At 53.2% G+C, this 11,903-nt stretch carries 9 protein-coding genes; 5 read left to right on the forward strand and 4 right to left on the reverse strand.

Features of this window, described 5'->3' with window-relative positions; translation table 11 throughout:
- Window positions 1–1,232 (reverse strand): bifunctional [glutamate--ammonia ligase]-adenylyl-L-tyrosine phosphorylase/[glutamate--ammonia-ligase] adenylyltransferase (gene glnE / locus ACJROR_RS07650; RefSeq protein ID WP_406546606.1); only part of this gene is annotated, 1,232 nt, incomplete at its 3' end.
- A gap of 11 nt (window positions 1,233–1,243) precedes the next feature.
- Window positions 1,244–2,257, reverse strand: coding sequence for an inorganic triphosphatase (locus tag ACJROR_RS07655; RefSeq protein WP_406546607.1), 1,014 nt, complete (start codon window positions 2,255–2,257; stop codon window positions 1,244–1,246).
- A 306-nt stretch (window positions 2,258–2,563) separates the two neighbouring features.
- Between ACJROR_RS07655 and ACJROR_RS07660 the strand changes: the two genes are divergently transcribed.
- From ACJROR_RS07660 to ACJROR_RS07675, 4 genes are all read left to right on the forward strand, one after another.
- On the forward strand, window positions 2,564–3,241 hold the full coding sequence (locus ACJROR_RS07660) for a TIGR00153 family protein (protein WP_406546608.1): 678 nt from the start codon (window positions 2,564–2,566) through the stop codon (window positions 3,239–3,241).
- A gap of 11 nt (window positions 3,242–3,252) precedes the next feature.
- Window positions 3,253–4,524, forward strand: a complete 1,272-nt coding sequence (locus ACJROR_RS07665) for an inorganic phosphate transporter (RefSeq protein ID WP_406546609.1) — start codon at window positions 3,253–3,255, stop codon at window positions 4,522–4,524.
- Between the two features lie 397 nt (window positions 4,525–4,921).
- Entirely contained in the window at window positions 4,922–5,893 is a 972-nt protein-coding gene (locus tag ACJROR_RS07670; RefSeq protein WP_406546610.1) for a hypothetical protein, read from the forward strand.
- Window positions 5,894–6,164: 271 nt separating this feature from the next.
- A complete protein-coding gene (locus ACJROR_RS07675) occupies window positions 6,165–7,007 on the forward strand; it encodes a TIGR04211 family SH3 domain-containing protein (protein ID WP_406546611.1) in 843 nt (280 codons plus the stop codon).
- A gap of 174 nt (window positions 7,008–7,181) precedes the next feature.
- Here the strand turns inward: ACJROR_RS07675 and ACJROR_RS07680 are convergent, their stop codons facing one another.
- Window positions 7,182–8,096 (reverse strand): general secretion pathway protein GspB, encoded by a 915-nt coding sequence (locus ACJROR_RS07680; RefSeq protein ID WP_406546612.1) that lies wholly within the window; start codon window positions 8,094–8,096, stop codon window positions 7,182–7,184.
- Between the two features lie 2 nt (window positions 8,097–8,098).
- The gene (locus ACJROR_RS07685) at window positions 8,099–10,750 is read right to left on the reverse strand and encodes an AAA family ATPase (protein ID WP_406546613.1); all 2,652 of its coding nucleotides are present in this window, start codon (window positions 10,748–10,750) and stop codon (window positions 8,099–8,101) included.
- A 145-nt stretch (window positions 10,751–10,895) separates the two neighbouring features.
- On the opposite strand from ACJROR_RS07685, the gene ACJROR_RS07690 reads away from it, so the two are divergent.
- Window positions 10,896–11,903, forward strand: a 1,008-nt coding sequence (locus ACJROR_RS07690) for a CCA tRNA nucleotidyltransferase (RefSeq protein ID WP_406546614.1), incomplete at its 3' end; no start/stop codon positions are given.

Consider the following 11,903-nt stretch of genomic DNA (forward strand, 5'->3'; position numbering starts at 1 on the left):
AGCCGGGCCTGATCCAGGGTATTCTGAGGCAAAGTCTGGGTCTGTTCGTCGCGGATCTCCTGAAGAAGGTTTTCCGTTCTCCGGAGAAATATGTAGGACTCGCTTAATGCGCTTAAGGACTTGTCATCAATGCAGCCGCACTCTCTTAAGGCCTTAAGAACCTTAAGAAGGTTTCTTTCCTGGAGATCCTTGATCCGGCCGCCCCGCATCAGCTGAAATACCTGAGCAACGAACTCCACCTCGCGAATGCCGCCCTCCCCCAGCTTGAAATTACCAAAAAGATGCCGCCGCCGCACCTCGGCCTCAATGAGGGACTTCATCTTCCGGAGAGCCTCAATGGCCCCGAAATCCAGGTATCTCCGGTAAACAAAGGGCCGGAGCATCTCCCAGAGCTCCTCTCCCGCCGGAGTGGCATCCCCCAGCACCCGGCCCTTCACCATGGCATAGCGCTCCCAGGAACGGCCGTGCCTGAGATAATAGTCCTCCAGAGCCGCAAAGGAGCTTACCAGGGGCCCGCTGTCTCCGAAGGGGCGGAGCCGCATGTCTACCCGGTAGGCAAAGCCGTCAGCGGTTTTCTGCTCCAGTACCTGAATAAGCTGCTGCCCCAGACGGGTGAAAAACACCTGATTATCCATGGGCTTCCGGCCGCCCTGAGTTTCCCCTCTTTCGGGGTAGCAGAAAATAAGATCGATGTCAGAGGAAAAGTTAAGCTCATAGCCCCCCAGCTTGCCCATGCCGATAACCAGCATTTTCTGGGGTTCTCCGGAGGCGGATACCGGAACGCCGTTAATACCGGTATTAAGCCGGTAGAGATAATCCAAAGTTTCCACTACCACCGCCTCGGCCAGCAGGGAGGAATGCAACAGGCTTTCGTTAAGAGCGGCCTTCCCCAGGATCTCCCGGATGGCGATAACAGCCATTTTGTCATTGCGGAATTCCCGGATGACCTTCTTAAGAAGCTCGATATTCTGGATATCCCGAATTCTGACCCGGAGCTCGGAGCGGAAGGATTCATAGCGGTGCGACCATTCATATTCCCCGGATCCCAGCATGGCGGCAAAGCGATCCCGCCATCTCAGGGCATACCAGGACACATAATCGGAACAGGCGAAGAGATCCCGGATAAGATCCCGGTTCTTTTCCAGAATTTCCAGTTCGTGTTCCCCGGCCCCGTCAAAAAGCCGGATGAGATTCTTCTCCGCCTGAGCTGCCATCTCCTCGGTGATTTTCATGGCAGGTTACCTCAGATCCGGGAGGCCTGCGGAGAAAAAGAATCCGCCGCATCAAGCTTAAGCCGGGCCAGCGCCAGATCCGGATCTGTCAAAAGGAGCTTAAGAGCTTCCCTCCTCTGGGGAAGCGGGAGATCCGGGAGCCTCTTTTCTTCGTAATTCCGGGCCAGCCTTTCCAGAGCCTCCTGAAAAGCCGAGGGCAGCGGATTATCCCTGACCTTCTGAAAAAGATCCTCCAGAGCCTTAAAGGCCCGAGCTGCCCGGATGCTGTCCTCCTCCAGGAAGCAGATCCGTTCCAGTCCGGCAAGAGCCCGGCATCTCCCCCGATCAGAGGAAAGATCCGGGTTTTCCGGCTCTCCCGCCGGGATAATGCCGGCATAAATGGCAGCCCGCTGCATTTTGGAGACGGAACCGATTCTGAGCTTTAGGGGCATTTCACAGGCCTTTTCCGCCGCCAGAAGAATGGCCGACACATAAAGAAGACCGTTAACAGTGCCCTCCTTAAGCTCCAGCTCCAGCTCCTTTCCGGGAATGTCCCCGTTTTTGCCCTGATAAACCACCTCATCAAAACTGGCCTCAATAACAAAGTCTTCATGAAGCGGGGTAGTTCCGGCAATGATAAAAACCGTGCGCAGGCATCTCTGACTCATGAATTCCCGGAGATTGTCCTGTATCTCGTTCCTGGGAAGATTCTCAAAAATTTCTGCGGGAAAAAGACTGAGATCCGGCCTTTCCGGCTTCCCGAAAACCGCCGCATTGTACTCCGGATGCACATGCACGCCGCCGGATTTGCCGTCCCGGTCTCCGGCGCTGGTCTTTACGGTAAGCTCCCAGCTGCCGTCGGAGCATCTGGCCCGGAGAGCAATGCCGGCCTGCCGCAGTCTGAAATCAGGAGTGTCATAATAATAGTTGTCAAGACGCCGCTGCTGGGGCCGTCCCTTCATAAGACCGGCTTTGGCCGCCCAGTCCAGCACGTCTCCGGGAGAACCGGCTTCCACCATGAACTTAAATTCTGTTTCCCGTCCCATATTTGCTCCTTTCGCTCTGCTCTTCCCCGTAAAAACAATGTGCTCTTTACTCATCCATGCGCTGCCCGCATTATGTCGCTCATTGTTTCATGATACATGGTAATGCCCGGTCTCAAAAGAAACAGGATTATTTTTAGGAACAAAACTCACAGGAATGCCTGAATATCAGGAAAAGGAGAGGCTCGCGCTTTCATAAAGGAGCTTCCGGGGGCCGCATTTTCAGGCGGAATCCCCGGGGACAATTTTATTGTTCAGATCCGGCAGGAAAGGTAAAATAAGCGAGGTTTTCTGTTCAAGGAGGTGCCCATGCCGGTAAACTTTCTCAGCCTGTTTGCCAAATCCCCGCTCAAACCCATGTTCCATCATATTCAGAAGGTTCATGAATGCTGTCAGGATCTGCCCGAATTTTTTAACTGCGTATTTTCCGACAACTGGGAACAGGCCCTGGCCTGTCAGAAGAAAATCAGCGCCAAGGAAAAGGAAGCTGACCAGCTGAAACGCGAAATCCGCCTCAATCTCCCCAATTCTCTTTTTATGCCGCTGGCCCGCACGGATCTCCTGGATCTGGTAAACCAGCAGGACAAGATTGCCAACCGGGCCAAGGATATCGCCGGGCTCATGGTGGGCAGACAGCTCCATATCCCCGCAGACGTCAAGGAGCTGTTTATGAAATACATAAACCGCTGCCTGGATGCCACCGAGCTCGCAGTCAAGGTGATTCACCAGCTGGATGATCTGCTGGAAACCGGATTCCGCGGCCGGGAAATCAGGGTGGTGGAAAACATGGTGCGGGATCTGGACATGATCGAGGACGATACCGATCAGATTCAGATACAGCTCCGGCATGAGCTTTACTTAAGAGAAAGCGAGCTCAATCCAGTAGATGCCATCTTCCTCTACAAGGTGCTTGATAAAATCGGGGATCTTGCGGATCAGGCCGAACGAGTAGGCTCCAGACTGGAAGCCATGGTTTCAAAAGCATAACAGGTGCCGTCATGGAATTTATGTTAGCGCACAGCGGACTGTTCATCGGATTTGCCGCTGTGGTGGCCTTCCTTATGGCCTGGGGAATCGGGGCCAACGATGTTTCCAATGCCATGGGAACCTCGGTGGGCACCAAAACCCTTACCGTAAAGCAGGCAATTATCATCGCCATTATTTTTGAATTTCTCGGAGCCTATCTGGCCGGCGGCGAGGTCGTCTCCACCATCAAGGACGGGATCCTGTCACCGGAATGCCCCATCGACACCCCGGATCTGGTGCTGGGCATGATCAGCGCCATGCTTTCGGCGGGACTCTGGCTTATCGTGGCCACGCTGTTTTCCTGGCCGGTGTCCACCACCCATTCCATTATCGGAGCTCTGGTGGGCTTCGGAGTGGTGGCCTCCGGAGTCAGCGCCATCCAGTGGGGCGTCTTCGGAGGGATTGTGGGATCCTGGATCATCACCCCGGCCATTGCGGGGGTGTTCGCCTTCTTCCTCTTCGTGCATATTCAAAGGTTTATCTTCTGCAAATTCCATCCCCTGAAGCACGCCAAAAGAATCGCTCCCTACTACGTCTTTCTCACCGTTCTCATTATTTCCGTGGTTACCCTGGACAAGGGCCTTAAGCATGTAAACATCGAGCTTACCGCAAGCGAAAGCTGGCTCCTGGGACTGGGAATATCCGTAATCGCCGGCATCATTGCCAAAATTCTTTTCAAAATGCTGCATTTTGATCAGACTCTGGAAGCAAAAAAGCATTACGCCAATGTGGAAAAGCTGTTCTCGGCGCTGATGCTTATGACCGCCTGCGCCATGGCTTTTGCTCACGGATCCAATGACGTGGCCAATGCCATAGGGCCTCTGGCATCAGTAGCCACCATCCTGTCCTCCGGCGAACTCCCCGAGGGCAGTCTGTCCTTTCCCTCATGGGTACTGCCTCTGGGAGCCGTGGGCATGGTTGTGGGGCTGGCTACCTTCGGCTATAAAGTGATGAACACTGTGGGTTCCGGCATTACCGCCCTTACCCCCAGCCGCGGCTTTGCGGCGCAGCTGGCCACCGCCGGCACGGTGGTGCTGGCTTCCGGAACCGGGCTTCCCATATCCACCACCCAGACTCTGGTAGGAGCCATTATGGGCGTGGGGCTGGCCCGAGGCATTGCCGCCATTAACCTTAATATCGTAAGAAACATTGTGGTTTCCTGGGTGGTAACTGTACCGGCAGGAGCATTTTTTGCCATCATCATTTACTTCATTCTGAAAACGCTGCTTATCGCCCTGTCCTGATAAGCCCTGCTGCGAAAAGGCATGATAGCTTGCGCATCGTGCCTTTTTTATTGTCCTTCCGAAAGCTGAACGCCTGCTTTAACAAAACGGCAGCTCCTCAAAGGAGTTCGTCATCTTTGAATAGATCTCCTCACCCGCATTTTACAATGCTGCGTGCCTAGTATATAATATTTTATATCCGTTTTCGCAGAAGATGTTTTGCTGTCAGAATACCAATTTACAGCATCCTGTTTCGCATACCTGTAAAATTCTTAGCAGGTACGTTTTGCATAGCTAACATCAAAATTCATCATTGGTTAAATTATCACCATTTATTTTTATTCACATTTTTGTTTACAAATCCATACCTTCTGATACAATATCTCCGGTAATTACAACTCATGCTGGAAGGATTGGTATGACAGACAAAAAAATTGTAACACGGGACGAAGCCTGGGCTGCACTCAACAAGTCCAAGGTAAAAACTTATGACACAACATTCAAACTGATTTTCGAGAATCCTGACAATGTTGTCAGACTGTACAATGAACTGACCAATAACAGAATCGGCGCCAGGCAAATCGAAGTAATAACTTTAACGGAAGGAAAATCACTGATCACAGCACTGTGCGATGATCTGGGATTTCTGGTCAAAAACGACAACATGATTGATGATTACATCATTCTTATTGAAGCTCAGAGCACATGGAATCCCAATATGGGACTCAGAATGTTCAGATATCTGGGGATGCTCTACGAAAAATATCTGAACATGAGAAAACTGAACCCCGATATATTGCCGCCAATGTACATTCCCAAACCCAAATTTTACATTCTGTATACCGGCAGCGGACACAGGCCCGACAAAATATGGATGTCTGAGATGTACAACCCCAAAGAGGAGGTTGTTCCGGAAGACCTGAATTTTGCCATCTTTGTTCTAAGCGAAAGCAACAGCAAAACGCTCTCCGGAGAATATATCGGGTTTTGCAAAACATTCGCAAAATACAAAAAACTGTGCGATACTTTTGGTGAGTGTTATTTAAAAACAATAGCAGAGTGCAGAACAAAAGGATACCTGATCTCATTTATTGATGAACATGAAAAAGAGGTAAAAAAAGCAATGGATTTTAATTACACAGACAGGCGTGATTTTGATATCTACATGGATCATTTTGAAACTCAAGTCAGGGCTGAAGGTGAAGCAAAAGGCTTGGCTGAAGGTAAGGCAAAAGGCTTGGCCGAAGGTGAGGCAAAAGGGAAAATTACAACAACTCTTGATTTTTACAAAAAGAAACTAATCACCAGGGAAGCAGCAATCGAGCAGCTCGGGGTAACTCCTTCAGAATTTGAAGATTTGCTGAAAAATCCGGATCTGTCGGTTCAATAGAGTTCTCCTTACAGCATATACCTCTTTAGCATCCGCTCAGGCTTATGATACGGAACATAGCCACTCCATTTTGTTCTTTAACACTCTGAGCGGCTCTTCCCGTACCGGCTCTTTCATAATGGTATCCGAGAATGCGGATACTCCTGACAATGCAAGGAGCGGCCATTAGCATTCCTTATTCTTAACCGGATTCACCATCAATAGCCTTTTAACTCCTTTTTTAGTAGAATAGGCCCGTTTTTTCGATAACCAGATGAGAATTCAGGTAAACATGAAAGTAGTTAAAACAGCCCTGCTGCTGACACTGACTGCCGGAGCCCTTATGGCAGAAACCGCTCTGGCAGAGCTGGCTCCGGAGGCCATCGAAATCCCGACCCGGGATGAAGTGCTGGCAAAGAAAGCCGCCGAAGCCAGAAATACAGTTCCGGTTCCTGCAGAAGTTTCCGAACATAAGGCAGCAGCCCCCGCAAAACCGGCCCCCGCTGATAATCCCGCTCCCGAATCTTCCGGAGAAAACGCCGCTCCGGAAAACTCCTCTCCTGATAACCAGCGCTCTGCCGAATCTTCCGGAAAGTATGTTTACGTTACTGAAAACGAGGGAATCTGGACAACCAGAGGCCCCGGCACGGAATACAAGCTTATCGGCACCGTGCGTCCCGGAGATCGCCTGGAATTTATTTCCGAAAAGAAGAATTACTATCAGGTAATCAAGCCCAACGGACAGGAAGCCTGGATCCCTAAAAAGTACGTGCAGTCTGAAAAGAGCTTCCGTTATCAGGCGGAGGAGCTCGCCAAAGAAAACGCCGAGCTCAAATACAAACTGGAGCATATTGACAGCGAAAGCGTCAAGGAACTCCGTACCGTGAAAAAGGAGCTGGAACAGCTCAAAACCGCCCACGCCGCTCTGGAAAGGGAACAGCTGTCCCAGGTGGAGGAGCTTAAGGAAGCCCGGGCTCTCAAAGCCGACCTGGATGCCCAGCTCAAAACCAGAGAGCAGGAAATGCAGATCCGCTGGTGGAAAAACGGCGGTCTTATCGCCGGAGCCGGCGCCATTATGGGCGTTATTCTGGTATATCTCCCCCGGCCCAGAAGAAGACGCGATGATGATTATTAATCCAGCGGACTTCGGATGCTGATATCTTTATGAAAACGGCTCAAGCCCCTGCTTGCGGCCGTTTTCTTTTTTAAGGTTTCACGTTTCCGCAGCCAAAGAAGCCTCTGTCAGTAAAAGAAGTCCGGACTCCGGCTATGAATCCTTCGCAGAGCGCAGCACCTTTGTCCGCTGATTTCACTGCCGGTAGTCATCCATGGCCTTCCAGCTGAAGCTCTGCCCCTGCACCCGGAACACCACATAATCCTCGCCGATCTTCACCACGTCAAGATTGCGGAACCGGCCGCCCTCCTTGACGCTGACGCCGTTAAGAGTCACGGAACGGCGGGTGCTGTCGGTGGAATAGTTATGGGCATTATAGACAAAGGACGGCACCTGACTCTTTATGCTGTCCGGAAGCGATCCCAGAGGCATGGCCTCCTGAGACATTTTCTTATCCCGGGCCTTTTGGGATCTCCCGGCCTCCGGCTGGAACGAATCCATGCCGCCGGTGCTCTCCACGGCCTCATAAAAAAGATCCTGCACCGAAAGCTTTTTGGTTTCCACCCGGTTATCCCCCCGGCTGTCCTGCCGCGCTTCGGGTTTTCTTTCGGGTTTCTTTTCAGGGACGGCGGTTTCAGAAGTCCGCGCAGTGTTCCCCGTATCGGACTTAGGCTTCTTCCGGGCCGGAGCAGGATCCGGTTCATTGTAGTCCTCGGCATCAAAACCGTTCCTGTCCTCTGTCCCAGTCCTCCGGGGATCTCCACTGGAGGCAGAAAACTCATCCTCATTGTAGCGGATATTGAAATTATGAATATGAGGCTTCCCGATAAAAGGATAATCCGCATTCTCGCTGGCGGCGGTTTCCGTTCTCAGCTTGGCGGCGGAATCCCGGAGTCCGGCCATTACCTGAGCCTTCTGCTCCTGATAAAAGGCCGCGTACTCCCCCGCGCTGCTCCGGTGTCCGGCATAGTACCCGCCGGTAACGGCAGCCAGTGCCGCAATCCCGAAAATCCCTCTCCAGAACCACACAATGCGGTGATCTCTTCCGGGCAAAAGATCTATGCCGGAGGGCTCGTTCCTGAGGCTGTCCGCTTCTGAAAAAAGTGACATAATTACTTTCCTCCCCTGGCAGTATCATTTTCCGGAGCCGTTGTCCCGGGACTCCCGACCTCGTTTTCCAGAACATGCAGTCTGTCCAGTCCCATGCCGCTGTCATCCTGCTCTGCCGGAGGCTTACCGGAGGTTCCCGGCGCCGGCGCATTTTCCCTTGCGGATTTTTTCGGAACTGCGTTTTTCATGGCCGGAGCCGCCGATCCGGCATCAGCCGAAGGAGGAGCCTTTTCCGGGGCAGCCGGAACCGGCTTCCCTTTCTCCTGAGTTAAGGAGCTCTGTCCTTCGGGAGTCTTGTTGTCAGCATTCTTAACGGGAGTTTTTCCGGCCTCTTTTCCGGCATTCTTTCCGTTTTCCTTCCCGGCGTCTTTTCCGGTATCCTTGCCTGACTTGTTCCCGGCCTTGGCATTATCCGTTTTGCCGGAGGCTTTTGCGGCGGCTTCCTCTTTGGCTCGGGTGAGAGCCTCGGTTCTGAGATTCACCCCGTTCAGGGTACGGTCTCTGACCTCCTCCGGAGAGGCAGCCTTGATAACGCCGCTGGAGGGCGCATCCTTTTCAGAAGGGGCGGAAGCATCCTGGAGGGGCACGGCAGGAGCCGTCTTTTCAGGTTTGGCATCATTATTCTCCGGAGCCTCCGGTTTTACCGTGTTTTCCCGGGTCTCTGGAATGATATCCGGCTCCTTAACTCCGGATTCCGGATTTCCGGAAACCGAGCCCGCGCTGCCGGCGGTTTTTCCCTCCGGCTTAACTGTTTCTGTTACTTCTGTTTTTTCCGTTTCAGGCTTTGCAGCGGTGTTATCACCAGCTTCTCCTCCGGTGCTTCCGTCCGCTTCGTTAAGAAGCTCCTCCAGCATCAGATCCGCCGGGGATGGGGTGTCCGGGGTATTTTCCTCTGTTCCGGCCGCTTTTCCGGAATCCTCCGCATTTTCAGAAGCCCGCTGCGCTATTCCGGAGCTTAATCTGGCTCTTTCCAGATCCTCCGGCAGAATATACTGGTTATAAAGCGGATTCATGGTGTCCGCATACGGCAAAAGAGCCCAGAGGGTTTCAATATCGGCTGTTCCGGTTTCCGGAAGCCCGTGATCCTGCTGAAAGGATGAAACCATATTCTGCACGTCCGCATCCCAGGAAACAAAGGGATCTCCGGAACCGGAATCGTAGCGTCTGAGCATGTCAAACACCAGCTCCTGAGCCCGGGGAGAGCTGTTTTCATCCACCTCGGCAAAGCCGTCCGGGAGGGGCCAGATAATGGTGAAATCCCCCTCAAAGGAATCCTCCAGCCATTCCCGGGGCATGATCCATTCCCGGCCGTTCATGAGAATTACCGCATACTGCTCGTTCATCCGGAGCAGCACCGCATAGAAAGGCGTCAGCTTTTTATCCATAAGCTGCACCACCGCCGGCACGTTATAGCGCTCGAGATCGCTCAGAGCGGACTTGCCCCTGAGACAGCGGTAGCCCAGAGCCGCGAGATACTTCCAGGCCTCCCGGAGGTCATCGGGCACGCTGGTTACCCCCCAGAGCTGCACCAGATTCTTCCAGGAGGATTCCTCAAAGCTGTTATTGAGAATATCAGCGGCAAACCGGGTCTGCTCCCGCTTTTCCGCTTCCAGAGTCTTCTGCTTCCGGCGGAGATCCTGAAGCTCTGTCTGGAGAACCCTGACGTCCGGATCGGAGCGGAGCTCGGCCACGGTCTCCTGTTCAGAAAACTCCTCCGGAGCTTTTCCGGAAAGCGTCCCCAGAAAATACCCGGCTCCGGCCAGCACCATGGTCATCACCGCCAGAGGAGCCAGCTTGCCGGCAAACTCGAGAGCCTTAAAGCGATCCCTGATGGCTTCCCAGGGAGTCCTGGTGCCCAGAACCTCCCGGATAGCCCGCTTCATATGGCGGCGCTCCACCTTGGCGGAGCGATCCACAAAGGCCGCCAGAAGCGCCCGATCCGCTACCACGTTGATAATGCGGGGAATGCCGCGGGAACAGCGATAAAGCTCAGAAACCGCCGCATTCGTGAAAATGATCTGCACGCAGCCCGCCGCCTGCATCCGGTATCTCAGGTAGGCATCCGTCTCCTCCTGAGACAGGGGCAGAAGATGAAACCGGGCGGTAATGCGCTGGGCTACCTGCCGCATATGGGATTTCCGGAACTTTTCCTGAAGCTCCGGCTGCCCAACCAGAATCACCTGCAGAATTTTTTTGTTGTCGGTTTCAATATTGGTGAGGAGCCTGACCTGCTCCACCACGTCATCCGGAATCAGCTGGGCCTCGTCTATCAGAAGCACCGCCCTTTTGCCCTGAGCGTGCAGGCCCTTGAGAAAATCGCTGATAAGGTCAGTGAGCGCCCTTTTGCCGGCATTCTCCGGGATGCCGATGCCAAACTCCTCGCAGATCTTTTCCAGCATTTCCAGAAGCGGGAGGGCCGGGTCGTAAATCACCGCCGAGGCAATATCCTCAGGCAGGGTATTCAAAAGGGTTCTCAGAATAACCGTTTTGCCGGTGCCTACCTCTCCCGTGAAAAGCACAAAGCCGCCGGAATCCGCAATGCCGTGCCGCAGCATGGACAGGGCTTCCTTGTGATGACTGCTGAGATAAAAGTATTTAGGATTAGGAGAGATGCTGAAGGGAAGCTCGCTTAATCCAAAAAAACTTTTGTACATGGCTAAACCTTTGTCTGCAAGTAGCGGCGCCAACGACACCGATTTCCGTTATGCTATTGTCTGTAGAAGGATGATATTTTACACTGTTAAGCGGGTTTATCCCGAATTATTGCAAAAATCTGTTACCAAACCCCCGGGAGGAGCTATGCGGATTTATCTGGTAGGCGGCGCTGTCCGCGACAGGCTGTTAGGCATTAAGAGCAAGGATCGGGACTACTGCGTGGAGGGAGCCCGGCCCGAGGATCTCCTCAGTCTGGGGTACAAACAGGTGGGGCATGATTTTCCGGTATTTCTGCACCCGGAAACCGGAGAGGAATACGCCCTTTGCCGCACCGAAAGAAAAAGCGGCCACGGCTATAACGGCTTTGTGTGCGACTTTTCCCCCGATATCTCCATTGCCGCGGATCTGAAACGCCGGGATCTCACCATTAATGCCATTGCCGAGGATGAAGCCGGAAATCTCGTAGATCCCCTGAACGGCGTCCGGGACATCAGAGAAAAAATTCTCCGGCACGCAGGACCGGCCTTCACCGAGGATCCCTTAAGGGTGCTCCGGCTGGCCCGGTTCTATGCCCGGTTTTACGACAGGGGCTTTACCGTGGCTCCGGAAACGGAAAAGCTCTGCTCAGAAATGGCAGCCTCGGGAGAACTCCTGTCCCTGACCCCGGAGCGGGTCTGGCGGGAAACGGAAAAGGCTCTTAACACGAATAATCCGGAACAGTACTTTATTTTTCTCGAAAAAACCGGCGCCCTGAAATGCATCATGCCGGATCTGGCCCGGCTCAGGGAGATCCCGGAGCCCGAAGGCTTTCATCCGGAAAAGGATGTATTTGCTCACACCATGCTGGCCCTCCGGGAGATCTCCCGCATCACCGGAAATCCGGTTACCCGGTTTGCCATGGTTACCCATGATTTCGGGAAACTGGAAACCCCGCCGGAATGCTGGCCCGCCCATGAAAAGCATACTGAAAAGGGCGCGCCCCGCATCAGGGCTCTGGCTCAGGCTCTTAAGATCCCCTCAGTTTACCGGGACTTCGCCATTAAGATTTCAGAAAACCACAGCTATTCCCGCATCACCGTCAAGGATCCGGAAATCCTGGATCGGGTGTTTTCCCGCATGGGTGGCTACAAGGATCCCCACAATATATCTGTT

The organism is Succinimonas sp. (assembly GCF_045225735.1).
In the GTDB taxonomy this organism is placed as follows: Bacteria; Pseudomonadota; Gammaproteobacteria; order Enterobacterales; family Succinivibrionaceae; genus Succinimonas.

What these genes read in the sequence shown, in the direction of transcription:
- ACJROR_RS07685 (WP_406546613.1), bottom strand. Translation starts at nt 10,750, where the DNA reads ATGTACAAAAGTTTTTTTGGATTAAGCGAGCTTCCCTTCAGCATCTCT.
- ACJROR_RS07670 (WP_406546610.1), top strand. Translation starts at nt 4,922, where the DNA reads ATGACAGACAAAAAAATTGTAACACGGGACGAAGCCTGGGCTGCACTC.
- ACJROR_RS07675 (WP_406546611.1), top strand. Translation starts at nt 6,165, where the DNA reads ATGAAAGTAGTTAAAACAGCCCTGCTGCTGACACTGACTGCCGGAGCC.
- ACJROR_RS07655 (WP_406546607.1), bottom strand. Translation starts at nt 2,257, where the DNA reads ATGGGACGGGAAACAGAATTTAAGTTCATGGTGGAAGCCGGTTCTCCC.
- ACJROR_RS07680 (WP_406546612.1), bottom strand. Translation starts at nt 8,096, where the DNA reads ATGTCACTTTTTTCAGAAGCGGACAGCCTCAGGAACGAGCCCTCCGGC.
- ACJROR_RS07665 (WP_406546609.1), top strand. Translation starts at nt 3,253, where the DNA reads ATGGAATTTATGTTAGCGCACAGCGGACTGTTCATCGGATTTGCCGCT.
- ACJROR_RS07660 (WP_406546608.1), top strand. Translation starts at nt 2,564, where the DNA reads ATGCCGGTAAACTTTCTCAGCCTGTTTGCCAAATCCCCGCTCAAACCC.